17 protein-coding genes, 2 tRNA genes and 3 rRNA genes are annotated in these 24,915 nt (G+C 54.8%); 10 read left to right on the top strand and 12 right to left on the bottom strand.

Annotated features, from left to right (window positions below; genetic code table 11):
- Positions 1–47: 47 nt before the first annotated feature.
- The 6 genes from CPH17_RS10460 to CPH17_RS10430 all read left to right on the top strand — a co-directional run bounded on the left by CPH17_RS10460 (position 48) and on the right by CPH17_RS10430 (position 6,937).
- Positions 48–1,580: ribosomal RNA gene (locus tag CPH17_RS10460) — 16S ribosomal RNA — on the top strand.
- A gap of 117 nt (positions 1,581–1,697) precedes the next feature.
- A tRNA-Ile gene (locus CPH17_RS10455) sits at positions 1,698–1,774 on the top strand.
- A 105-nt stretch (positions 1,775–1,879) separates the two neighbouring features.
- Positions 1,880–1,955, top strand: a tRNA-Ala gene (locus CPH17_RS10450).
- A gap of 270 nt (positions 1,956–2,225) precedes the next feature.
- A 23S ribosomal RNA gene (locus tag CPH17_RS10440) occupies positions 2,226–5,217 on the top strand.
- A 136-nt stretch (positions 5,218–5,353) separates the two neighbouring features.
- Positions 5,354–5,469: ribosomal RNA gene (gene rrf, locus CPH17_RS10435) — 5S ribosomal RNA — on the top strand.
- The 16S, 23S and 5S rRNA genes sit together here with 2 tRNA genes alongside, the layout of an rRNA operon.
- Positions 5,470–5,605: 136 nt before the next feature.
- Positions 5,606–6,937, top strand: coding sequence for a deoxyguanosinetriphosphate triphosphohydrolase (locus tag CPH17_RS10430; RefSeq protein WP_074397668.1), 1,332 nt, complete (start codon positions 5,606–5,608; stop codon positions 6,935–6,937).
- Positions 6,938–6,943: 6 nt separating this feature from the next.
- Here the strand turns inward: CPH17_RS10430 and CPH17_RS10425 are convergent, their stop codons facing one another.
- Genes CPH17_RS10425 through CPH17_RS10415 form a run of 3 tightly spaced genes read right to left on the bottom strand, consistent with a single transcriptional unit; the run spans position 6,944 to position 8,983 of the window.
- Positions 6,944–7,852: a nuclease-related domain-containing protein gene (locus CPH17_RS10425; protein WP_074397667.1), complete on the bottom strand. Its 909-nt coding sequence runs from the start codon at positions 7,850–7,852 to the stop codon at positions 6,944–6,946.
- 53 nt (positions 7,853–7,905) lie between these two features.
- Positions 7,906–8,280 (bottom strand): translation initiation factor Sui1, encoded by a 375-nt coding sequence (locus CPH17_RS10420; RefSeq protein ID WP_074397666.1) that lies wholly within the window; start codon positions 8,278–8,280, stop codon positions 7,906–7,908.
- Between the two features lie 4 nt (positions 8,281–8,284).
- Entirely contained in the window at positions 8,285–8,983 is a 699-nt protein-coding gene (locus tag CPH17_RS10415) for an HAD-IA family hydrolase (protein ID WP_074397665.1), read from the bottom strand.
- Positions 8,984–9,241: 258 nt separating this feature from the next.
- On the opposite strand from CPH17_RS10415, the gene CPH17_RS10410 reads away from it, so the two are divergent.
- Positions 9,242–9,559: a hypothetical protein gene (locus tag CPH17_RS10410; RefSeq protein WP_074397664.1), complete on the top strand. Its 318-nt coding sequence runs from the start codon at positions 9,242–9,244 to the stop codon at positions 9,557–9,559.
- 72 nt (positions 9,560–9,631) lie between these two features.
- Here the strand turns inward: CPH17_RS10410 and fba are convergent, their stop codons facing one another.
- The 6 genes from fba to tkt form a co-directional block, all read right to left on the bottom strand.
- The gene (gene fba, locus CPH17_RS10405) at positions 9,632–10,696 is read right to left on the bottom strand and encodes a class II fructose-bisphosphate aldolase (RefSeq protein WP_074397663.1); all 1,065 of its coding nucleotides are present in this window, start codon (positions 10,694–10,696) and stop codon (positions 9,632–9,634) included.
- 79 nt (positions 10,697–10,775) lie between these two features.
- Entirely contained in the window at positions 10,776–11,945 is a 1,170-nt protein-coding gene (locus CPH17_RS10400) for a phosphoglycerate kinase (protein ID WP_074397662.1), read from the bottom strand.
- Positions 11,946–12,001: 56 nt separating this feature from the next.
- A complete protein-coding gene (locus CPH17_RS10395) occupies positions 12,002–13,042 on the bottom strand; it encodes a type I glyceraldehyde-3-phosphate dehydrogenase (protein WP_074397661.1) in 1,041 nt (346 codons plus the stop codon).
- An 89-nt stretch (positions 13,043–13,131) separates the two neighbouring features.
- Entirely contained in the window at positions 13,132–13,851 is a 720-nt protein-coding gene (locus CPH17_RS10390; RefSeq protein ID WP_074397660.1) for an LrgB family protein, read from the bottom strand.
- Positions 13,841–14,191, bottom strand: a complete 351-nt coding sequence (locus tag CPH17_RS10385; protein WP_074397659.1) for a CidA/LrgA family protein — start codon at positions 14,189–14,191, stop codon at positions 13,841–13,843. Before CPH17_RS10385 ends, CPH17_RS10390 begins: the two co-directional genes overlap by 11 nt.
- 27 nt (positions 14,192–14,218) lie before the next feature.
- Positions 14,219–16,210, bottom strand: a complete 1,992-nt coding sequence (gene tkt / locus CPH17_RS10380; RefSeq protein ID WP_074397658.1) for a transketolase — start codon at positions 16,208–16,210, stop codon at positions 14,219–14,221.
- Between the two features lie 229 nt (positions 16,211–16,439).
- Between tkt and metK the strand changes: the two genes are divergently transcribed.
- Positions 16,440–17,660 carry a methionine adenosyltransferase gene (metK, locus tag CPH17_RS10375; protein ID WP_074397657.1) on the top strand — a complete coding sequence of 407 codons (1,221 nt, stop codon included), beginning with the start codon at positions 16,440–16,442 and terminating at the stop codon, positions 17,658–17,660.
- Between the two features lie 115 nt (positions 17,661–17,775).
- Entirely contained in the window at positions 17,776–19,449 is a 1,674-nt protein-coding gene (gene ligB, locus CPH17_RS10370; RefSeq protein ID WP_074397656.1) for an NAD-dependent DNA ligase LigB, read from the top strand.
- On the opposite strand, the gene CPH17_RS10365 is transcribed toward ligB, so the two are convergent.
- Positions 19,446–20,381, bottom strand: a complete 936-nt coding sequence (locus CPH17_RS10365) for an AEC family transporter (protein ID WP_074397655.1) — start codon at positions 20,379–20,381, stop codon at positions 19,446–19,448. The two genes, ligB and CPH17_RS10365, sit on opposite strands and share 4 nt — an antisense overlap.
- A gap of 142 nt (positions 20,382–20,523) precedes the next feature.
- Here CPH17_RS10365 and metF point away from each other — a divergent pair, with 142 nt between their 5' ends.
- Entirely contained in the window at positions 20,524–21,366 is an 843-nt protein-coding gene (gene metF / locus CPH17_RS10360) for a methylenetetrahydrofolate reductase [NAD(P)H] (RefSeq protein ID WP_074397654.1), read from the top strand.
- 92 nt (positions 21,367–21,458) lie between these two features.
- On the opposite strand, the gene CPH17_RS10355 is transcribed toward metF, so the two are convergent.
- Together CPH17_RS10355 and CPH17_RS10350 are read right to left on the bottom strand one after the other, a co-directional pair.
- The gene (locus CPH17_RS10355; protein WP_074397653.1) at positions 21,459–23,660 is read right to left on the bottom strand and encodes a TRAP transporter permease; all 2,202 of its coding nucleotides are present in this window, start codon (positions 23,658–23,660) and stop codon (positions 21,459–21,461) included.
- A 91-nt stretch (positions 23,661–23,751) separates the two neighbouring features.
- Positions 23,752–24,732 (bottom strand): TAXI family TRAP transporter solute-binding subunit, encoded by a 981-nt coding sequence (locus tag CPH17_RS10350; RefSeq protein WP_074397652.1) that lies wholly within the window; start codon positions 24,730–24,732, stop codon positions 23,752–23,754.
- Positions 24,733–24,915: the final 183 nt, after the last annotated feature.

The following is a 24,915-nucleotide window of genomic DNA, read 5'->3' as shown; positions in this document are numbered from 1 at the left end:
CGCTTTTGCTGCCCTTCGGGGTAGTGAGTAAGAACCGCATAGATCTTAAACTGAAGAGTTTGATCATGGCTCAGATTGAACGCTGGCGGCAGGCCTAACACATGCAAGTCGAGCGGTAACAGGTCCAGCTTGCTGGATGCTGACGAGCGGCGGACGGGTGAGTAATGCATAGGAATCTACCCGGTAGTGGGGGATAACCTGGGGAAACCCAGGCTAATACCGCATACGTCCTACGGGAGAAAGGGGGCTTTGGCTCCCGCTATCGGATGAGCCTATGCCGGATTAGCTGGTTGGTGAGGTAACGGCTCACCAAGGCGACGATCCGTAGCTGGTCTGAGAGGATGATCAGCCACATCGGGACTGAGACACGGCCCGAACTCCTACGGGAGGCAGCAGTGGGGAATATTGGACAATGGGGGCAACCCTGATCCAGCCATGCCGCGTGTGTGAAGAAGGCCCTCGGGTTGTAAAGCACTTTCAGCGAGGAAGAACGCCTGGTGGTTAATACCCGCCAGGAAAGACATCACTCGCAGAAGAAGCACCGGCTAACTCCGTGCCAGCAGCCGCGGTAATACGGAGGGTGCAAGCGTTAATCGGAATTACTGGGCGTAAAGCGCGCGTAGGTGGCTTGATAAGCCGGTTGTGAAAGCCCCGGGCTCAACCTGGGAACGGCATCCGGAACTATCAGGCTAGAGTGCAGGAGAGGAAGGTAGAATTCCCGGTGTAGCGGTGAAATGCGTAGAGATCGGGAGGAATACCAGTGGCGAAGGCGGCCTTCTGGACTGACACTGACACTGAGGTGCGAAAGCGTGGGTAGCAAACAGGATTAGATACCCTGGTAGTCCACGCCGTAAACGATGTCGACCAGCCGTTGGGTGCCTAGCGCACTTTGTGGCGAAGTTAACGCGATAAGTCGACCGCCTGGGGAGTACGGCCGCAAGGTTAAAACTCAAATGAATTGACGGGGGCCCGCACAAGCGGTGGAGCATGTGGTTTAATTCGATGCAACGCGAAGAACCTTACCTACCCTTGACATCCTGCGAACTTGGTAGAGATACCTTGGTGCCTTCGGGAGCGCAGAGACAGGTGCTGCATGGCTGTCGTCAGCTCGTGTTGTGAAATGTTGGGTTAAGTCCCGTAACGAGCGCAACCCTTGTCCTTATTTGCCAGCGGGTAATGCCGGGAACTCTAAGGAGACTGCCGGTGACAAACCGGAGGAAGGTGGGGACGACGTCAAGTCATCATGGCCCTTACGGGTAGGGCTACACACGTGCTACAATGGCCGGTACAAAGGGCTGCGAGCTCGCGAGAGTCAGCGAATCCCTTAAAGCCGGTCTCAGTCCGGATCGGAGTCTGCAACTCGACTCCGTGAAGTCGGAATCGCTAGTAATCGTGAATCAGAATGTCACGGTGAATACGTTCCCGGGCCTTGTACACACCGCCCGTCACACCATGGGAGTGGACTGCACCAGAAGTGGTTAGCCTAACTTTGGAGGGCGATCACCACGGTGTGGTTCATGACTGGGGTGAAGTCGTAACAAGGTAGCCGTAGGGGAACCTGCGGCTGGATCACCTCCTTAAACGATGCATCATGCTCGCGGTAAGCGCTCACAATGAATTACCTGATCAAGTGATAGAGCAAACGGTAGTTAATTTAGCTGCTACAGGTTCCCAATATCTGTAATGGCTGAATAGCCGGGTCTGTAGCTCAGTTGGTTAGAGCGCACCCCTGATAAGGGTGAGGTCGGCAGTTCAAGTCTGCCCAGACCCACCAAATTTTATCCAGCACTGCGTTATTTTATGACTCGCATAGCAGGCTATGCGTCGCCATAAAATGCCTTGTTCTGAATAAAATTTCCCGGAAAAATTGTGTGTTAATGGGGCCATAGCTCAGCTGGGAGAGCGCCTGCCTTGCACGCAGGAGGTCAGCGGTTCGATCCCGCTTGGCTCCACCAATCAAGCTTGACGTTAGAAGCTTGAAGAAAAAGCCCAACTTGAACGACATCAAAACCGTCTTGACGAAGTTTTAAGCTAGGTGCTTGGGAGAAAGTTTTCTCTTCAAGCTTCCAGCTTAGGGCTTCTAGCTCTAACCGCTCTTTAACAATGTATATCATGCTGACAGGAACGTGTGTTGAACACGTTCCTACGTAATTGTTTTGTGATACGTCTCAAGCGTATCCGGCAATCGTTATCATTGCGAGATACCAGACTCCTTCGGGTTATAGGGTCAAGCAATGAAGCGCACACGGTGGATGCCTAGGCAGCCAGAGGCGATGAAAGACGTGGAAGCCTGCGATAAGGCTCGGCGAGGTGGCAAACAACCTGTGACCCGGGCATCTCTGAATGGGGAAACCCACCGATCACAAGATCGGTATCCTGTCCTGAATCTATAGGGCCAGGAGGCGAACCAGGGGAACTGAAACATCTAAGTACCCTGAGGAAAAGAAATCAACCGAGATTCCCCCAGTAGCGGCGAGCGAACGGGGACCAGCCCTTAAGCATGTGACTGATTAGGCGAATGCGTTGGGAAGCGCGGCCGTAGCGGGTGATAGCCCCGTAGTCGAAAGTCTGATCATGTGAAATCGAGTAGGTCGGGGCACGAGAAACCTTGACTGAAGACGGGGGGACCATCCTCCAAGGCTAAATACTCCTGGCTGACCGATAGTGAACCAGTACCGTGAGGGAAAGGCGAAAAGAACCCCGGAGAGGGGAGTGAAATAGATCCTGAAACCGTGTGCGTACAAGCAGTAGGAGCCCCATCACTAAGCTTCTTCGTGATGTGGAACACCATCAGCCCCCGCTTGACGGTTAACGTTGCTTGCAACGTTCAACCCACCCAAACAAGCAGAGGTGGCTTAGTGATGGGGTGACTGCGTACCTTTTGTATAATGGGTCAGCGACTTATATTCAGTGGCGAGGTTAACCGTATAGGGGAGCCGTAGGGAAACCGAGTCTTAACTGGGCGACGCAGTCGCTGGATATAGACCCGAAACCGAGCGATCTATCCATGAGCAGGGTGAAGATTGAGTAACATCAATTGGAGGCCCGAACCAGGATCTGTTGAAAAAGATTTGGATGACTTGTGGATCGGAGTGAAAGGCTAATCAAGCTCGGAGATAGCTGGTTCTCCTCGAAAGCTATTTAGGTAGCGCCTCACGTATCACCGCCGGGGGTAGAGCACTGTTTCGGCTAGGGGGTCATCCCGACTTACCAACCCGAGGCAAACTCCGAATACCGGTGAGTGCGAGCGTGGGAGACACACAGCGGGTGCTAACGTCCGTTGTGAAAAGGGAAACAACCCAGACCGTCAGCTAAGGTCCCGAAATCCTGGTTAAGTGGGAAACGATGTGGGAAGGCTCAGACAGCTAGGAGGTTGGCTTAGAAGCAGCCATCCTTTAAAGAAAGCGTAATAGCTCACTAGTCGAGTCGGCCTGCGCGGAAGATGTAACGGGGCTAAACCAGGTACCGAAGCTACGGGTGCGTTCTTAGGAATGCGCGGTAGAGGAGCGTCGTGTACGCCGATGAAGGTGGATTGAGAAGTCTGCTGGAGGTATCACGAGTGCGAATGCTGACATGAGTAACGATAAAGGGAGTGAAAAACTCCCTCGCCGGAAGACCAAGGGTTTCTGTTCGACGCTAATCGGAGCAGAGTGAGTCGGCCCCTAAGGCGAGGCCGAAAGGCGTAGTCGATGGGAAACGGGTCAATATTCCCGTACCGGACATGGTTGCGATGGGGGGACGAAGAAGGCTAGATGAGCCAGGCGTTGGTAGTCCTGGTGAAAGTCCGTAGGCTGAGGGTTTAGGTAAATCCGGACCCTTAAGGCCGAGAGACGAGACGAAGACACCACGGTGTTGAAGTCATCGATGCCACGCTTCCAGGAAAAGCCTCTAAGCTTCAGATCATGTGCGACCGTACCCCAAACCGACACAGGTGGTCAGGGTGAGAATCCCAAGGCGCTTGAGAGAACTCGGGTGAAGGAACTAGGCAAAATGGTGCCGTAACTTCGGGAGAAGGCACGCCGGCGTATTGTGAGAGCCCTTGCGGCTTAAGCGAGAACCGGTCGAAGATACCAGGTGGCTGCAACTGTTTATTAAAAACACAGCACTCTGCTAACGCGCAAGCGGACGTATAGGGTGTGACGCCTGCCCGGTGCCGGAAGGTTAAATGATGGTGTTAGGATTCGTCCGAAGCTCTTGATTGAAGCCCCGGTAAACGGCGGCCGTAACTATAACGGTCCTAAGGTAGCGAAATTCCTTGTCGGGTAAGTTCCGACCTGCACGAATGGCGTAATGATGGCCACGCTGTCTCCACCCGAGACTCAGTGAAATTGAAATCGCCGTGAAGATGCGGTGTACCCGCGGCTAGACGGAAAGACCCCGTGAACCTTTACTATAGCTTCACACTGGACGCTGATGTTGCCTGTGTAGGATAGCTGGGAGGCTTTGAAACTCGGACGCCAGTTCGGGTGGAGCCAACCTTGAAATACCAGCCTGGCATCATTGGCGTTCTCACTCAGGTCCGTTATCCGGATCGAGGACAGTGTGTGGTGGGTAGTTTGACTGGGGCGGTCTCCTCCCAAAGCGTAACGGAGGAGCACGAAGGTACCCTCAGCACGGTCGGACATCGTGCAATGAGTGCAAGAGCATAAGGGTGCTTGACTGCGAGACAGACACGTCGAGCAGGTGCGAAAGCAGGTTCTAGTGATCCGGTGGTTCTGTATGGAAGGGCCATCGCTCAACGGATAAAAGGTACTCCGGGGATAACAGGCTGATACCGCCCAAGAGTTCACATCGACGGCGGTGTTTGGCACCTCGATGTCGGCTCATCACATCCTGGGGCTGAAGTCGGTCCCAAGGGTATGGCTGTTCGCCATTTAAAGTGGTACGCGAGCTGGGTTTAGAACGTCGTGAGACAGTTCGGTCCCTATCTGCCGTGGGCGTTGGATGTTTGAGAAGGGCTGCTCCTAGTACGAGAGGACCGGAGTGGACGCACCTCTGGTGTTCCGGTTGTCACGCCAGTGGCATTGCCGGGTAGCTATGTGCGGACGGGATAACCGCTGAAAGCATCTAAGCGGGAAGCCCCCTTCAAGATGAGACATCCCTGAGGCCTAGAGCCTCCTGAAGGGCCCAGCGAGACCAGCTGGTTGATAGGCACGGTGTGGAAGCGCTGCAAGGTGTTGAGCTAACGTGTACTAATGGCCCGTGAGGCTTGACCCTATAACACCCAAGGGGTCTGGTCGTGATGATAACGAGAAAACCGGATACGCACACTGAGCGAAGTGTTTACGACACAGGGCTTGGTAAGAGAGACGCCACAAAACACCGTACAGCATGATAGACATTTAAAGTTACGCCTGACGACCATAGCAAGCGTGAACCACCTGATCCCATGCCGAACTCAGCAGTGAAACCGCTTCGCGCCGATGGTAGTGTGGGGTCTCCCCATGCGAGAGTAGGTCATTGTCAGGCACCTATACCAAAAATCCCCCAGGGCTAATGCCTTGGGGGATTTTTTTATGCTTTGTTTTAAGCCCAGCTCGGCGGAGTTTTGTTTGTCTATCTGGCTGACTTTTGTGTCAAAATGCGGCTCTCAAGGAGGAACGTCATGACTCATATGCGCTGGGAACAGTTACTTTCCCCTAAACGTCTCCACGATCAACGCTCGTCAAGCACTCGCGAGATAGGGCGTAGCCCTTTTCACAAAGATCACGATCGCATCGTTTTTTCAGGCTCTTTCAGACGTCTCGGTCGCAAGACTCAAGTACACCCGCTGACCGAAAACGACCATATTCATACGCGATTAACCCACTCGCTGGAAGTCGGCTGTGTGGGGCGCTCGTTAGGCATGATTGTAGGCGAGTTATTGCGTGACCGATTGCCACAGTGGATCACACCGGCTGACCTAGGGGTGATCGTTCAAACGGCATGCTTGGGGCATGATATCGGTAACCCGCCTTTTGGACATGCCGGTGAGTACGCCATTCGTGACTGGTTCCATCGAGCACAAGGAAGCGGGCTATTAGATGGTCTATCCGACGCTGAACGTGAAGATCTACTGACCTACGAAGGTAATGCTCAGGGCTTTCGAGTGATTACCCAAATTGAATATAACCAATTCAATGGTGGTATGAGGCTCTCTGCGGCCACGCTGGGCACGCTGCTAAAATACCCCTGGACAGTACGCTATAGCGGTCGGGCAGGTAAGTTTGGGGCTTATCAGTCCGAACAGGTGCTGTTGAAAGAGGTAGCTGAAGCAGTGGGCCTGCTACCCCAGGGCGAGCAGCGCTGGTGTCGTCATCCGTTAGCTTGGCTCGTCGAAGCAGCAGATGATATTTGTTACGCATTGCTGGACCTGGAAGATGGTTTGGAGATGGGGATTCTTCGCTATGAAGAAGTGGTTGAGGTGCTACGCCAGATCGCCGGTGAATTTCCGCCTGAGTACGCTGATATGCAAGCCCGTAACGTGTCACAGCGTCGTCGAATTGCATTGTTGCGCGGCGCGGCGATGGAGCGTGCGGTCAACGATGTAGGGGCAGTGTTTGTGCAGCATGAAGAGGCACTGCTAAATGGAACGCTCAGCGATGATTTACTCGAGCTATGCCACCCGGATTTAGGCTGGGGAGTGAGAGCCGCAAAACAGTTAGCCCGCGAGCGGATTTTTCAAAATGAACGTAAAGCCAAGCTGGAAATCGGAGCTTATACGACGTTAGGTATTTTGCTTGAAGCTTTTATTGGCGCGGCGCATGAGCTGCATCATACTGGCCATAGCTCTTTCAAACATCAGCGGGTACTTGCCCTCATCGGTGAGAATACACCGCTGGCCTCTTGGCCGCTTTACGAGAGCTACCGTCGCATGCTCGACTTTATCGGCGGTATGACTGACCATTACGCCGTTGATCTCGCCCAAGAAATGGGGGGACGTTTGCGAGGCGATTAGGCATTGTTAAACAGACGGCTGACGAAGGTGCTTTAATTCCATGAGCTTGGCGCGTTCTAACAAAGTGTTGATGATTTTATCGTGAATGGGGTCGCTGAGCTTGCCAGGTGTCAGTTCGGTTAGCTGCTTCGACAATACATCCCCCCTCGCTACCAGGATGTCAGGCGCTGCTTCATCGTTGTTGATATCCCAGCCAGGTAACACCAACACACCTTGAACAGGCACCGGGACTCCACAGCGCTGTTCTAGCCATTGACTAAGCCAATTAACCCCTTGCCGCGTTTTATGCAGTGGACGGCGCTCTTGCCAATAGGGGAAGCGAAGCCGCTCACGTTCGACTGCAACGGTATTAAGTTCACGTCCATCACTGCTGATGGGAACGGTGCGTGCACGGGTTTCGACCACGAAAACACCATGAGGTGTGACTACTACATGGTCAATTGTAAAACTATCCGTTGGCACGTCGTGAAACACATAATAAGGATGGGCATCGGGACGGATAAGCCGTTCAAGCTCTTGGCCAACGGCGAGCTCGCAGGCTAAGCCCAGCTTCAATCGCCGAATGCGTTGGTAGTCACGCACCAACAGTAGCGAAAAAGCTAATACTAACAGCGTGCTAAGCAAACCATATAGAGCCCATTCAACCCAGTCTTGCTTATCAACAAACAGCATTCGTCCCATGCCATAGACGAGTGGAGCGAGGCTAATCAATGGGCCTAATGCGCCATTCAGAAATAAGCTTGAGAATGCTTGATCCAGTCGATGGCGCAATGCCCGTCCTGGCTCGCGCAGCGGCGTATCGAAGGGGGATTGAACGCGGGCATCGTGAAGGCTACGTAGTGCTAGAACGATGCCGCCCATTGCCGCCATGGGAAAGAGAAAAATCAGCGGGAGCAAATATTCTAGCCAGATCATTTCAATGCCCTAGTGCGGCGTGACTGCACAATAACGGTCCTGAGACGTATGGATTAGCCACCAGCCAATTTGACTTGATAGCCGCGTGCGGTTAATTCCTGTTTTAGGCTATCACGGTGATCACCTTGAATTTCAATGATGCCGTCTTTAACTGCGCCACCTGTGCCGCAGCGTTTTTTTAGATCTTTGGCGAGAGTTTTAAGGTCCGCTGTTGCCAGGGGAATGCCGCTGACCGTGGTTACACCTTTCCCTTTACGACCACTGGTTTCACGTCGAATACGGACGACGCCGTCCAGCGCGGCAATACGCGCTTGTTCACTATCGGCGTCACAGCGGCAAAATTCCAAAGGTTCACGGCAAGCTGGGCAGGTATTGCCCTTTTCGGTGGAATATACCAGTCCACCAAGCTGGTCGCGTAATGAAGACATCGCATTATTTCCCTTCAGAGTAATAAGGCTCGGCCGCCGGACTCACTTCCTGGCTTAACTGCCTGATTACGGCAGGTAGCTGGAACATATTGCTAATCATAATGGCGTTCTCCGGCGTGGTCTCCGCATCTGGAAAACGATTTAAATGAATCACCTTCATTCCCGCTTCAAGGGCAGCGCGTACGCCTACCAGCGCATCATCGATAGCAATACAGTGGGCAGCACTATATCCCATGATACTCGCAGCATGGAGGTGCAAACAGGGCTCCGGTTTCCAACAATGAGCGGTATAGCCACTAAAAAGTCGCTCTGCGAAATAGCTGTCGAGCCCCGTTGCCTTAAGTGCGGTACGAATTTTCTCTTCAGGACCGTTGGACACCACAGCACTGGGGTAAGCGGATAGTTGCTGAAGGGCTTCTTTGGCACCGGGAATGGTAGTGAGTTCCTGTGCTAATCGCTTAGCAAGGTTAGCGCGCATGGTGGTTTCCATGCTGTTCAATTGCTCGTTGCTGACGTCGCCATGGCGCGCCTGTAGCTGAGCCACGATATTGCGAAAGCGTGAGCCCCGAAATTCACCCAAATAATCAGATGGCACGAAGGGTAGCCCTACGCTATTAAGTCCCGTCGACATTTCTTCGGCAAGTAGGGGTTCGCTATCGACCAAAGTGCCATCGCAATCAAATAATAACAGAGGGAGCGGCATGGAATTTCCTAGCAGTGACTTAGCAACTGCAATAACAGAACGAACAAATCATCAGGCTATTGAAAGAGATTGTAGCGCTTTTGTGAACAGTGTTCTGTAATTTTTTGCTTGCCTGCTACGTTGGGCAGCTTCAGATTGATCAAAACACATAACCCCTATGACGGTTTGGGCCGTTGATTGAGCTTCGTTGATTGCCTCTTCAATTAGATTTGCGATGACGTGCTAAGCTGTAACTACCATAATAAGGAGACCCTGACGATGCGATTAACCCCTTGGATCATGCCATTCGTATTTGCTATGGCGCTGCTGTCAGCCGCAGGAGTGGCAAGTGCTGATGAGCACGAGCCTCTCGACGATGAAGCGCTTGAGGAAGAGTATGGTATTAAAGCAGGTTCAGTGAAGCGGGATGAGGAAAACCGCAGCAGCGACACCTCTGAATCCGACAGCAATGGTGAGGAAAAGCAAGAGGAAGAAGAGGAGGAGGAAGACACTGAGGGTGGTACGGGTGGTACAGGCAGTGCAGAAGATGCAATTGAAGAAGGCGAAAGCGAAAAAAGTACCGATGATGAAGATTAAGCAATAAAAAAGACGGCCGAGTGGCCGTCTTTTTTGCGATTTATATATCTAATATCGATATTTGTTTGAGGTTTATTTCACTTTAGGCGCAAGCTCGCCACGTTCGTAGCGCTGGAACATGGCTTCTAGGCTGATCGGTTTGATCTTGCTGGCATTACCTGCCGTGCCAAAGGCCTCATAACGCGCAATACACAAATCACGCATGGCAGATACCGTCTCTTTGAGGAATTTACGTGGGTCGAATTCAGACGGATTCTCAGCCAAAAAGCGGCGTACTGCCCCTGTAGAGGCTAAGCGCAAGTCAGTATCAACATTGACCTTGCGAACGCCATGCTTAATACCTTCCACGATCTCTTCGACAGGTACCCCGTAGGTTTCGGGAATCTGTCCGCCGTATTGGTTAATGACATCCAGCCATTCCTGGGGCACGGAAGAGGAGCCATGCATCACCAAATGAGTGTCGGGGATGCGTGCGTGAATTTCTTTAATCCGTTGGATTGAAAGTGTATCGCCAGTGGGCGGCTTGCTGAATTTATACGCCCCGTGGCTGGTGCCAATGGCGATGGCGAGCGCATCCACGTGGGTGGCTTTGACAAACTCAGCCGCTTCTTCAGGGTCGGTAAGCAGTTGCTCCATGCCAAGTTTGCCCTCCGCACCGATGCCGTCTTCCTCACCGGCCATGCCCGTTTCCAGGCTGCCGAGGCAACCGAGCTCGCCTTCAACAGAAACGCCACAGGCGTGGGCCATTTCCACCGCGCGACGGGTAACATCAACGTTGTAGGCATAATCCGCCGGCGTTTTGCCATCTTCTCCAAGAGAGCCGTCCATCATCACCGAGGAGAAGCCGAGTTGGATGGAGCGCTGGCACACGGCCGGGCTGGTACCGTGATCTTGGTGCATGACCACAGGGATATGCGGAAACTCTTCAACAGCAGCCAGAATCAAGTGGCGCAGAAAGGGCGCACCGGCATATTTGCGTGCGCCAGCGGAGGCTTGCACGATGACTGGCGAGTCGGTGGCATCAGCGGCTTCCATAATGGCGCGCATTTGCTCAAGGTTATTAACATTGAAAGCCGGTATGCCGTAGCCGTATTCGGCCGCGTGGTCGAGCATTTGGCGCATGCTGATCAAAGCCATGGGATCACCTATCTATGTGGTTAAGACTGAATTGTCAGTGTAAATGAGTGCAGTGAGCGTCTGTTCAAAACGCTAACAATTAACTGCGTTGGGCGGCCGCTTCGAGTGCGGTAACAGCAGGCAGTTGCTTGCCTTCTACGTATTCTAGAAAGGCACCTCCGCCGGTTGATATGTACGAAACACGATCAGCAATGGCGTATTTATCAATCGCCGCCAACGTATCACCGCCGCCGGCAATGGAGAAAGCGCTGCTGTTGGCAATGGCGTGGGCAATCACCTCGGTACCTTTGCCAAACTGGTCAATTTCAAAAACGCCGACCGGGCCATTCCAAAGAATCGTGCCTGCATCTTTCAACAGGCTGGCTAAATGCGCTGCGGTATCCGGGCCGATATCCAAGATCATTTCGTTGTCTTCCACCTGGTCCACCGGTTTGACCACCGCATCGGCGGATTCTGAAAACTCAGTGGCTACCACGACATCGGTGGGCAGGGGAATGGCGACTTTTTCCATCAGAGCTTTCGCTTGGCCGATTAAATCCGCTTCATGGAGCGATTTGCCAACATTATAGCCTGCGGCGGCAATAAAGGTGTTGGCGATCCCACCGCCGACAATCAACTGGTCGCATTTTTCGGAGAGGGCGGTCAGTACGTCCAACTTGGTCGAGACTTTCGAGCCACCGACAATCGCCGCCATGGGGCGCGCAGGATGGGCTAGCGCCTTTTCCAACGCGTCCAGTTCCTGGGCAAGCAGCGGGCCCGCACAGGCTTTCGGTGCAAAACGCGCGACGCCATGGGTAGACGCTTGGGCGCGGTGTGCAGTACCGAAAGCATCCATCACGAAAATATCACACAGGGCGGCGTACTGCTTAGCGAGCTGTTCGTCGTCTTTCTTCTCCCCGGTGTTGAAGCGCACGTTTTCAAGCAGTACAACATCGCCGTTTGCCATCGTAGGTGCGTTCTCAAGATAGTTGGTCACCAGCTTGACGGGGTGGCCTAACAGCTCGCTCAAGTGCGCGGCAACCGGAGCCAGTGAAAATTCGTCGGCGGGCTCGCCTTCCGTTGGGCGTCCCAGGTGGCTCATTAACAACACTTTTGCGCCAGCCTTAGCGGCTGCTCGAATGGTGGGGAGTGCTGCCCGCAAACGTGCATCGCTGGACACATGCCCATTTTTAATCGGCACGTTGAGGTCTTCGCGAATCAGTACTCGCTGCCCTTCAAGAGGCAGATCGGTCATTTTTTGCACGTTCATGTGAGCGGTTCCTCATGTTCAAGCGAATGAAAAATCGTGGTGCGATACAGTATTGGCTAGTGGGCGTTATGGGCCGTTAAAGTCGCCAGTCGCTGAGTGATATCTAGCATGCGATTGGCAAATCCCCACTCGTTATCAAACCAGCACAGCAATTTGACTAGGCGTTTGCCCGCCACCCGTGTTTGTGTGGCGTCTAGGATGCCAGAGCGTGGGTCGTGATTAAAATCAATCGAGGCCATGGGTGCTTCGGTATAGCCTAATACGCCGGCCAAACGCTGTTGACTGGCGTCTCGCAACAACGCATTCACCTGCTCGGCATCGGTATCTTGGCGCACGGTTAGGGCAGCATCCATCGCGGATACGTTAATCGTGGGCACGCGCACGTGGAGACATTCAAAACGCCCCGCCAAGGCTGGCATTAAGCGGCTTATGCCCAATGCTAAGCCAGTATCTACTGGCACAATAGATTGCATTGCCGAGCGCGTCAGGCGCAGGTCGGTTTGATGATAAGCGTCGATCACCGGCTGGTCATTCATGGCAGAGTGGATGGTCGTCGTCACGCCGTGCTCGAGTCCCAGTGCTTTATCCAATACGGTCAGCAGTGGCACCAAGCAGTTAGTGGTACATGACGCGGCCGAAAGAATACGATGTGAGAGCGTTAGCTCATCGTCATTGATTCCCCACACAATGGTGGCATCTACATCATTTTCAGCTGGCTGAGAAAATAGCAGCCGTTTGGCGCCAGCCGCTAAATGCTGCTCGGCGGTGGCACGGCCTTTAAAGCTGCCAGAGCACTCCAGCACCAAATCAATATCCAGCGCTGCCCAGGGAAGCGCCTCAGGGGCCTGTTCGCAGAGGACTTGAATGCGCTGACCATTAACGAGCAATGCTTCCCCGTCGTTATCTACTGCACCTGGGAAACGGCCGTGGGTGGTGTCGTAGCGGGTGAGGTAAGTAATGGTCGCCAGATCAGAAAGCTCGTTAATCGCCACGACCTCAATCTCTGGGTGGTCGCGTTCAACAAGTGCCCGCAGTACGCATTGGCCAATGCGCCCGTACCCATTAATAGCGATGCGATACCTGGTGGAGTTAGCCATGTTGCGAAGCGGCTCTTAAAAGTGAAGCAGGGGCCACAGTGGGCGCGAAAGTAGGCGCGATGATAGCGTATTTCAGCTGACGATGCTTATCAGTTGCCCACGCCTATCAGCCGCCACGCCAGCGGCAACAGTAGCGCGGTAAAAATGCCGGTCAGACTCATGCCCAGCGAGGCAAATGCGCCAGCGGTGGGGCTTAGCTCAAATGCCCGCACGGTGCCGATAGCGTGTCCATTCAGGCCGAGTGCAAAACCGATGATGCGTTCATCATCAATGCTTAAAATTCTTGCGGAGAGACTGACAAATGGAATGGTGACGACCCCCGTGACCAGCAGCGCCCCCATTAACAGTGCCACGCTGCCATCCAGCTGTTCCGTAATCCCTATGGCAATGGGGGCTGTGACCGATTTGGCGGCAATAGAGGCGAGTATCTGCCCGGGGCTACCCATCAGCCAGGCAATACCCAGGGCATAACAGGCGGCGAGCGCCGCAGCGATAGGTAAGCAGACCGCTAACGGACGCCAGAGAGCACGAATACGTGGCAGTTGCTGATAGAGAGGCATGCCCAGCGCAACCGTCGCAGGACCCAGTAGCACCGTCAGCCAGCCGGCGCCTTCCTGGTAGGTCGCATAAGGCAGCCCAAGGACCGCAAGCATCGCGGCGAGTAGCAGCGAAGCGACCAGGATCGCGGGCAGCCAGGCAGGCTGATTGAGGCGATTAAAGAGTGCACTACCCAACAAGTACGCCGTCAGTGTTAGCCCCACGGCAAACAATGGCGTTTCTGTGAGCAATGCCAAAATCTCAGTGGGCATGATGCCCCATAAGCCGTTTCAGTAGCCAGAGCGTTGTGATCACACTAAGCAGCGTCCCGAGTAACAATGCCACAATAATGGCGAGCCACTGGCCAGCCAGTTCATCGAGAATAAAGAAGACGCCCACAACGCCTGGCATGATAAGCATAGCGAGCAGGGCAATAAGCGGTTGGGCAGCAGCGGCAACGCTTGATGGCACGCGGCCTAATACTGCCAGTGTGGTACAAAGCAGCAGCATGCCGACCACACCGGAAGAGATAGGCAAGCCGGAGAAGTGGATCACCACTTCTCCAAGCAGCCAGTAGCTAATCAGCCATAGCAAGCCGTTCAACGCGGGCATGGCATACCTCGTCGGCTGGCGAGCCGGTTATCCGAGTAGCTCATTAGCCTGTTTGACGACGTTCTCGACGGTAAACCCAAAATGCTTGAACAGGTCGCCCGCCGGGGCTGACTCGCCAAACGTCGTCATGCCGATCACGCGGCCCTCAAGCCCCACGTATTTGTACCAGTAGTCGGCATGGCCTGCTTCAATGGCGATACGCTTGGTGACAGTGCTTGGCAACACGCTTTCGCGATACGCCGCATCTTGCCCATTAAAGCGGTAGGCCGATGGCATAGAGACCACGCGGACGGCTTTGCCTTGCTGTTCGAGCTCGGCCGCGGCATCCATCGCCAGCGAGACTTCTGAGCCAGTGGCAATCAGGATCAGCTCGGGCGTTGCCTCACTATCCTTGAGTACGTAGCCGCCGCACTGAATCGCCGCCAACTGCGTTTTGGTACGCGGCTGGTGCGGCAGCGTCTGGCGCGAAAGTACCAACGCCGTGGGGCCGGAATGACGTTTGATCGCCGCATCCCAGGACGCGGCCGTTTCCACCGCATCGCAGGGTCGCCATGTATTCAGATTAGGCGTGGTGCGCAGGCTGGTGAGTTGCTCGATCGGTTGGTGGGTCGGGCCATCCTCACCAAGGCCGATGGAATCATGGGTGAAGACGTAAATCGCCTGTTGCCCCATCAGCGATGCCATGCGTACAGCATTACGCATGTACTCCATGAAAATCAGGAAGGTGGCCCCGTAAGGCACAAACCCACCGTGCAGGCCGATGCCGTTCATGATCGCCCCCATGCCAAACTCGCGTACGCCGTAGTGCAGGTAGTTGCCATCGGCGTCTTCGGGCGTAATGGCTTTGGCGCCTTTCCAGAACGTCAGGTTCGACGGGGCCAGGTCGGCACTACCCCCCAACAGTTCAGGCATTTGCGGACCAATCACATTCAGCACCTCAAACGAGGCCTTGCGCGACGCAATGCTATCGCCTTTCTCTTGGGCCTGTTCAATTAAGGCTTCGGTGGGTAGTTCGGCAGGTAACTGCGCCTTCATGCGGCGAGTGAATTCGCGTGCCTCGGCGGGGAAGGCGTCAGCATAGCGGGCAAAGCGGGCTTCCCACTCCTGCTGGCGGGCATTGCCGGCCTTGCGGGCGTCCCAGGCAGAATAAATCGGCTCAGGTACGTGGAACGGCGCGTGGGGCCAGTCAAGCTGCTTACGTGCGGCGGCCACTTCGTCCTCACCCAGCGGCGCCCCGTGCGCTTCCTCTTTGCCTTGCTTGTTGGGTGCGCCAAACCCAATCACGGTCTTACAGATAAGTAAACTCGGCTTATCAGCGTGGCTCTTGGCCAGCTCAATGGCGGCCTGAACCTCTTCGGGGTTATGGCCATCAACCTTTGGCACTACGTGCCAGCCATAGGCTTCGAAGCGCTTGGCGGTGTCGTCAGTAAACCAGCCTTCCACTTCGCCATCGATAGAGATGCCGTTGTCATCGTACAGCGCGATCAACTTGCCCAGCTGTTGGGTACCCGCGAGTGACGCCGCTTCGTGGGAGATGCCCTCCATCAAACAGCCATCCCCCAGGAAACACCACGTATGGTGATCCACGATGGTATGGCCGGGACGGTTAAACTGGGCCGCCAAGGTTCTCTCAGCGATCGCGAACCCCACGGCGTTAGCGAACCCCTGGCCCAGCGGGCCCGTGGTGGTTTCAATGCCCGGCGCATAGCCATATTCTGGGTGGCCGGCGGTGGGCGAGTGCAACTGGCGAAAATTTTGCAACTGTTCCAGGCTGAGTTCATAGCCGGTCAGGTGCAGCAGCGAGTAGAGCAGCATGGAGCCGTGCCCATTCGACAGCACGAACCGATCGCGATCGGCCCATTTGGGGTCGTCGGGGTTGTGCTTGAGGTGATCATTCCATAGCACCTCGGCAATATCCGCCATCCCCATGGGGGCGCCAGGATGGCCTGATTTGGCCTTCTGAACAGCATCCATGGAAAGGGCGCGAATGGCATTGGCCAGCTCAAAACGGGACGGCATGGGGTGCTCCTCGCCTGAAAACGTAAATAATGAAGGCGCTATTGTCGCTGACTTCCCCGGCGGCGGCAAATTCTGGTGGGCTCGTTCTGGGAAGAACTCCCAACAGCGTGTAGACTTTGCCTCCCGAAGCGCAGTGTCGCTTCTTTATATGGGCAGGGGACTTCCTGCCATGATTTCCTGCTGATGCTGCGGTCACGATGCAGCTGTCATACAGAGGGTCGAGTGCGCGATGAGCGAATATTCCCTGTTTACCTCCGAGTCCGTCTCTGAAGGGCATCCCGATAAGATTGCCGACCAGATCTCCGATGCAGTGCTAGACGCTATTATCGCCCGGGATAAGCAGGCGCGTGTTGCCTGTGAAACCATGGTGAAGACCGGTGTCGCGATCATTGCCGGTGAAATTAGCACGAATGCCTGGGTGGATCTTGAAACCTTGGTGCGTGATGTGATCACCGAGATTGGCTATACCTCATCCGATGTCGGCTTTGACGGTGCCACCTGTGGCGTGGTTAACCTGATCGGCAAACAGAGCGTCGATATTGCCCAAGGTGTTGACCGCAGCAAGCCTGAAGACCAGGGCGCGGGCGACCAAGGCCTGATGTTTGGCTACGCCACCAACGAAACTGATTCGTTCATGCCGGCGCCGATCCACTACTCGCATCGTTTGGTCGAACGCCAAGCGGAGCTGCGCAAAAACGGCTTGCTGCCGTGGCTGCGCCCGGATGCTAAAAGTCAGGTGACGTTCCGCTATAACGCCCAAGGCCAGCCGTGTGGTGTCGATGCAGTGGTGCTCTCCACCCAGCACGATCCGGACATTGACCAGGAAGACCTGCGTAAAATGGTTAAGCGTGAAATCATTGAGCAGGTAATTCCCGGCGAGTGGCTCGATGACAAGACCCAGTACCACATTAATCCGACCGGCAAGTTTGTGATAGGCGGACCAGTGGGCGACTGTGGGCTGACCGGGCGTAAAATTATCGTCGATACCTACGGCGGTATGGCGCGCCACGGCGGCGGCGCATTCTCGGGCAAAGACCCTTCCAAGGTCGACCGCAGTGCGGCTTATGCCGGTCGCTATGTGGCCAAAAATATCGTAGCGGCGGGTCTAGCCGACAAGTGTGAGATTCAGATCTCCTATGCGATTGGCGTAGCTGAACCGACGTCTGTGTCTATCGATACCTTTGGCACTGGTAAGGTGAGTGATGCACAGATTGTCGACTTGGTACGCGAGCATTTTGACCTGCGGCCTTACGCCATCACCAAGATGCTTGATCTGCTACACCCGATGTATCAACTGACCGCTGCCTACGGCCACTTCGGTAGAGCCCCGTTTGAGCATAGCTATACCTGGAAAGACGACAAAGGTGAAACCCGCAAAGAGACCTTTACAGCCTTCCCTTGGGAGAGCACCGACAAAGCCGATGCGCTGCGTCAGGCGGCCAATTTGTAAGCTATTGCTGATAATAGTGTAGGAAAATGCCCCTTTGGCTGATGCCGGGGGCATTTTTTTTGCGCGGTGCGCTAGGCTAACGCCATGACAAACGATTAGCGGCGGCGAGGTGTCGATGAAACGATATGTGCAGGGAATGCTCATGGCTTGGCTGGGTGTCGTGACGCTAACCGCTCAGGCAGCAGAATGCCCTGACTGGAGTGCCGAGCGACTGACGCGAGAGAGCCAGGCGCTGTCTGCTCAGGTGGCCGTGTGGGATCGTGCCTATCATGATCAGGGCGTGTCGCTAATTGACGATACGCTCTACGATCAGGCGGTGGCACGCTTGGCTGAATGGCAGGCATGTTTGGGCGAGTCGTCTAACCACCAGCCATTAACCCGCATCACCACTACACGCGAGAGTCGCGCCCATCCTTTTGCGCAAACCGGCCTTGAAAAAGCCGATGACGACGGGGTACAGCGCTTTAGCAGTCGCCGGGAGAATCTGTGGATTCAACCGAAGGTAGACGGTGTTGCCATCACGTTACGCTATCAAGAAGGTGAATTGGTAGAAGCCGTTAGTCGCGGCGATGGCGAGCGTGGCCAGGATTGGACGGATCGTGTCCGTCGGTTGCCTGGCGTGCCGAATACGTTGACTTCACCATTATCGGGCGTGTTGCAGGGCGAACTGTATTGGCGCTTAACCGATCATGTCCAATCGCGAAATCCCGCTACAGGGGCACGCGGTGCTGTCGCGGGTGCCATGGCTCAAGAACGGCCGACATCGCAAACACGCGACCAAATCGGGCTGTTTATTTGGGATTGGCCCGATGGGCCGACGAATATGGCCGAGCGGCTAGCGCAGCTGAGCGCCTTCGGGTTTGATACCGCTGATTACACCTATCAGTTGGATGACCGGCGTGATGCCGCCTACTGGCGGGATAAATGGTTTAGCGGCGCGCTCCCCTTCGCCACGGATGGCGTGGTGATCAAACAAGCAGAACGTCCCGGCGTACAACGCTGGTCATCATCGCCCCCTGAGTGGGCCGTCGCTTGGAAATATCCCGCCCAGCAAGCGTTGGCAGAGGTGCGGGGGGTAGAGTTTCGGGTTGGACGCACAGGTCAGGTAACCCCATTAGTGTGGCTATATCCTGTAGAGTTAGAAGGGCGGCGTATCCGTCGCGTGTCGCTTGGCTCTCTTGAGCGCTGGCAGGAGTGGGATGTCCGGCCGGGAGACCAGCTCGCGGTAACGCTGTCAGGCTTGACCATTCCCCAGGTGACCGAGGTGGTATGGCAAACCCAGGAACGCGCCGCCCTGAGCGCGCCATCGCCGGAGCGCTACCATCTATTAAGCTGCTTTGAGCAACGCGATGGCTGCGATGCCCAACTGCTGGCGCGCCTGAGTTATCTAAGTGATCAACTGGGTATGCAAGGCGTTGGTGAAGGCACTTGGCAGTCGCTAATGGAGGCGGGGGTGGTCACTGATTTACTGGGCTGGCTTAATGTTACGCCAAGCCAGCTACAGAAAGCTTATGGGATTGGCGAAGCCCGCGCCGCCTCGTTGATGCAGCAGTTTCAAACCGCACGCTCAGCGCCTTACGCCAATTGGCTGGCGGCGCTGGGTATGCCTCCAGGCGGCAATGCCGGCTTGGGTGATTGGTCTACCTTGGCTGATGTTACCCGTTCAGAGTGGCAGGCCCAGCCAGAGGTTGGGCCGGTTCGCGCGCAAGCACTGACCGCGTTCTTTAGTCATCCAAAGGTACAACGTATGGCGGCACAGCTTCGGGCAATAGAGGTTGACGGCTTTTAAGTCAATCCTGTTAGATGCAACATTATGCCCAGGTAAAAGGGAATCAGCAGCGGCGCGAGCAACGTAGTAACGAGGACTGCCAATGCCCCTTTTTGCGGTTGAATCCCAAGTTCCATGGCGACCACCACGACGTTGGATGCCATTGGGACTACCCCCAGCAACAACAGTGCCATGCCCAGCTCAACGGAAAGCGGTATTAAATGCTGCAGTATAACTACCAGGACGAGCATGACCAGCGGCCAAAGCCCGTAGCGCAACCCCACACAGGTTGCGACAAACCGCGTGTCCCAGGCCGAGACGGTTACTTGGCTTAAGGTCATGCCAATAATCATCATGCCCAGAAGGGTATAAGTAGCGGGGAAAACCTCCATCGAGCTCATCAGCGAATCGGGCAATGAAATGTCGAGTGCGCTCAGCACCAGGGCCGACAAAAACGCATAGACAAGGGGTAGCCTTGCTATTTTAACGAGGCTTTGTCGTACCGAGAAATGCCCCCTGGCGCTTAAGTAAAAACCCACCGTGAATTCGTAGAGATTGATACCAAGCATACAAAACAGGTAGAGCGTGACACCCTCGGGTGGCAGCAGAATTAACGCGACCGGAAGGCCAAAGTAACCGGTATTTCCGGTACCCGAAGAAAACGCCAGCAACGCACCTTCCTGCGGCCCAAAGCGGTGTTGGGTAGCACTTCGCACGATGAGTGCCATCACACTGACAAGCATAAATAGCGCAAGCGTTAACACTAAATACTCGGCCGTCGGCCCCCCGTTCATCAACGCTCGGAAAATCGTCAGCGGGGCAATCAGGTAGACCAGCAATGTGGCGATGGGGCGCGGGTCGACCTTTAAACGTTGAGCGGCAATAAACCCCAGCCCAACAAACCCCAGCAACATTAGCAGCGGCCCCACTAAAGCGTTTGGCGCTAAATCCATATATGCCCCTCAATACATCACATTGACAGTTAACATGAGCCGAATTAAAGGCCAAACGTGGAATCTTTCATTGGCCCCAACGCGGTGGAAAAGCGAGAATAACGCAAAATATCACCACTTTGACGCATTATGAGGAAATCCCATGAGCCGCCACGAGCATCCGCTAGGTATTAGCTTTGAATTCTTTCCGCCCAACACCGATGCCGGGCGTGACAAGCTAATCCGCACGCGTGACGAGCTGGCCGCCCGAAAGCCGCGTTTTTTTTCTGTCACCTATGGTGCCGGTGGATCGACTCAAGCGCGTACTCGCGAGATTGTGCGTAAGGTAGGCCAGAGCGGTATTACCACCGCTCCGCACCTCTCCTGTATTGGTAGTGAAAAAGCCCAGTTGCGCGACCTGTTAGTCCAGTACCGTGAAGAAGGCGTTGACAGTTTGGTGGCGCTTCGCGGCGATATGCCGTCTGGCATGGGAAGCATCGGTGAGTTGCGCTACGCCAACGAACTTGTCGAGTTTATTCGTGATGAAACCGGCGACCATTTTGATATTGCCGTCGCCGCGTATCCAGAATCTCATCCACAGGCCCTCAACCTCGACAGGGATGTGGAAAACTTTGCCCGCAAGATGAAAGCGGGTGCCAACATGGCGATTACCCAGTACTTCTTTACAGCAGACGCCTACTTCCACTTTGTTGAAAAAGCGCGCGCCGCGGGTGTCGATCAGCCGATTATTCCCGGCATTATGCCGATTACCAATTACACCAAGCTGGCACGCTTTTCTGATGCCTGCGGAGCAGAGATTCCCCGCTGGATTCGTAAGCAACTGGAATCTTACGGCGATGATAGCGAGGCAATTGCAGCCTTTGGCACCGACGTCGTAAGTCGGCTCTGTCAGCGGTTACTGGATGGTGGCGCGCCGGGATTGCACTTTTACACCCTCAATCAAGCGGCGCCGGTGTTAAAAATCGTCGATAACCTAAGTGGCTAATGCCCATGTAGATACATGATGGTCCTAATAAAAAAACGCCCGCTCGATTATTGAGCGGGCGTTTTAGTTGGCAGCATTGCTGCGTTAGAGGGTTACGTAGTGCTAGGCGTATTGTCGGCTTTGCCGTGCTGCTTACGCTGCATAACAAACAGTATGACACCAATCGCCAAGCCAGCGATGTCGGTATAAATACCGCCGTAAATCATAAACAGCGCGCCAACCAGCATCACCAGGCGTTGCAGTGTGTTCAGCGGCCCGAAGAACCATTTCTGCACCATGGCTGAAAGCAACACGATACCCAGCAATGCGGTTACCCCGACGCGGGCAATCTGGAGCGGGGAACCTTCCATCAACATGGCCGGGCTGTAGAAGAACATGAATGGCACAATGAATGCAGCCAGACCGATCTTGAACGAGGCCACCGACGTGCCCATCGGGTTGTCCCCGGAAATACCTGCCGCCGCGTAGGAGGCCAAGGCAACCGGAGGGGTAATCGATGAAACAACTGCAAAGTAGAAGATAAAGAAATGGGCAATCAATGGCTCAATGCCAATATCAATCAAACCAGGCGCGACCACCGAGGCAGCAACGGCATACGCTGCCGTGGTCGGCATGCCCATGCCCAGCAAAATACTGATCAGCATCGCAAAGAACAGTGCCAGCAGTTGGCTTACACCCGCCAGGCCCAGCAGCAACGAAGAAAAACGCGCGCCAACACCGGTCAGCGAAATAACGCCGACGATCAAGCCAGCGCAAGCACACACGGCGATGATCTGTATCGACATGGTACCTGCCAGCTGTAACGCTCTCAGGATCGCGGTTAGCCCCATTTTATTGGGCGAGATCCAGCTGACAACGGCGGCCGCTGCTGTCGCCAGCGTGCCTGCGCGGATTACCGAGTAGCCCATAAACAGGGCGACAATCAATATGATGATCGGCGCAAACAGGTAGACATGCTTGACCAGCTTGGCGAACTTGGGAATCTCGTCCTTGCGCATGCCACGCATGCCTTTGCGCGCGGCTTCAAAATCCACCATAAAGTAGATCGATGCGAAGTAGAGAATGGCCGGGATCAGCGCGGCAACGGCAATCTCGGTATACGGGATGCCGGTGACTTCTGCCATGATGAAGGCGCCCGCCCCCATAATGGGCGGCATGATTTGCCCACCCGTTGAAGCGGCCGCTTCAATGGCCCCGGCGCTACGTGCGGGGTAGCCGACTTTTTTCATCAGCGGAATAGTCAGCGACCCAGTGGATACGACGTTACCGGCTGAGGTGCCGTTGATCATGCCCATCAACCCGGAAGCGAAAATGGCCACTTTAGCGGGGCCTCCTCGTGCGCGCCCGGCGGCGGCGAAGGCGAAGTTAACGAAGTAATCGCCAACCTTGGACGCCTGCAAAAAGGCCGCGAAGATAATGAACAGAATAATGTAGGTCGACGAAACGGCAGTGGTAGGTCCCAGTACACCGGTATCGGTATATACCTGGCTAAAAAAGCGCTGTAGTGACAGGCCAGGATAGCCTAGAAAGCCAGGTAAATAGGGGCCAATGAATACATAGGTGAGAAATACAGCTGAGATGGCGACCAACGCAAGCCCCGCAACACGACGGGTTAGCTCAAGGATGAGTAGAGAGCCTGCAATTGCGGCCCATGCAATCCCTGCTGGAGCAAATGAGGTGCCAGTTGAGGCGCGTAGCGGTGTATTGAACACCAGCAATAGATAGCCCGCGCTGGCAAGGGCACAGACCATCAACACCAGGTCGGCCGGGTTAAAACGATGGCGCGCCTGACGATAAAACCAGGAAAGCACAATCGCCAGCGCCGTGGTGGCAATAAGCGGGTAACCGTAGTGCAGGGTCTCAATGGTGGGCTCAATGCGCATTGCACCGCCGTTGAGCGTTTGCATCATAAAAAAGACTTGCAGAAGCGCATAAGCAGCGGGCACTAGCAGCGCATAGCTAACGATTGAGAGCCACTTGGGAGAGCCGTCGTGATCGGTGTCAGCAAAGCGTGAGCCGGCAAACAAGCCGTAACCCAGGATCAGCGCTCCCGTTATATGGATAATCCTGAACGACCAGGTTTCCATCGGAAATGCATTCAGCGTTATCAGGTGAAAGGCTGAATAACCAATGGCTAACGCAGCAAATAGGAAAAACTGCCAGCCGGTAAACAGACGTCGATTGGATTCAACAATTTCTTCATCGACACCTTCGGCGAGTATCTCAGAAGCGGATGAAACCGTTGGGGCATCATCTTTGGGGCCGTTAGGTTCTTGGTCGATTTTGTGACTCATTAGAGTTCACCCTCACAGCAAACAAAGGGGTATTAGCGAAAACTGCCCCGCCCAACCGGGTTGGTGCGGGGCAGCCGGCAACGAGTGTGACTTAGTTGATCATATCGTCGTCAATTTCGTGACCATTCTCTTCGTACCAGCGAGCAGCACCGGGGTGGAACGGCAGCACGGTGTTGTGCTTGATGTTCTCCGGGATGCTGTTAGCAGCGCTGCGGTGAACGGACTGCATGCGGTCATTGTTTTCCATGGTGGCTTTGGTGACTTCGTAAACAAAGTCTTCTGGCAGGTCACAGCCAGCAATTGCGAAGTTCCACATGGAGACGGCGCGGGCGTCTTCTTCCAGTGTTTCGTAGGTGCTAGCGGGGATCGTGAATTCCGCGACGGGGAATTTATCCATGACGATTTCCAGCTCTTCCTCGGTGAACTCGATAATGTTCACGTCGGTTTGCACTTCAAGCTGGCTAACTGCTGGAATCGGGATGCCGGCAGCGAAGGCAACAACGTCAAGCAGGCCATCCTGCAATTGGCCGCCAAGATCTGACCAGCCGCCGTTACGACGGTCAAAGTCAACGCCTAGCTCTTCCAGCATCGCTGGGAAATAGGTGTCAGAGGTTGAAGCCGAGGGGCCAAAGCCAATGCGTGCGCCGTCGGGTATATCAGAAATGGATTCGATATCGCTGTCGGCCAATGCGGCGATGGAGAACGGGGTTTCGTACATCGGGAACATGGCGCAGACGTTGTCCATTTTTTCGCCAGGCGCGAGAGGGCTTTCGCCATTGACGGCGTCAGCTGCCGGACCCATGGTCGCTAGGCCAAAGGCCATGTCGCCGCCATGTACCAGTGCCAAGTTTTGAGTTGGGCCACCGGTGACTTCGCCACCGCCTGAGATGTCTAACTCGTCAGCGATAAAGTTGGCCCAGCCAGAGCCATAAACAAAGTACGTGCCGCCTTGGCTTGCTGTGCCGACAGTGAAATTGTCTGGCCAGTCGTCGCGGTCGGCGTGAACGCTACCCGTAGCGAGTAACGCACTGCTCGTCAGCAATGCCAGTGTGGTCGGTTTAAAATTGCGCATGGCGAATTTCCCTAATGTTTATTGAGTTGTTAATCCGTTAGTGGACGTGCGGTTCAGGCAACGCTACTAACGGTGAGCAATAAATTAGAGCGATTGTCGTGCCAGTGCAATTATTTGTCTTTAAAAACAGTTGGTTATAAACTTTATATTAAACGTTGGTCGTAGATGGAATACATGGAAGTG

It is taken from the genome of Halomonas sp. hl-4 (assembly GCF_900215475.1).
Classification (GTDB): Bacteria; Pseudomonadota; Gammaproteobacteria; order Pseudomonadales; family Halomonadaceae; genus Vreelandella.
The sequence above is the reverse complement of the archived record's forward strand: the minus strand, read 5'-3'. Positions and strand labels throughout refer to the sequence as shown.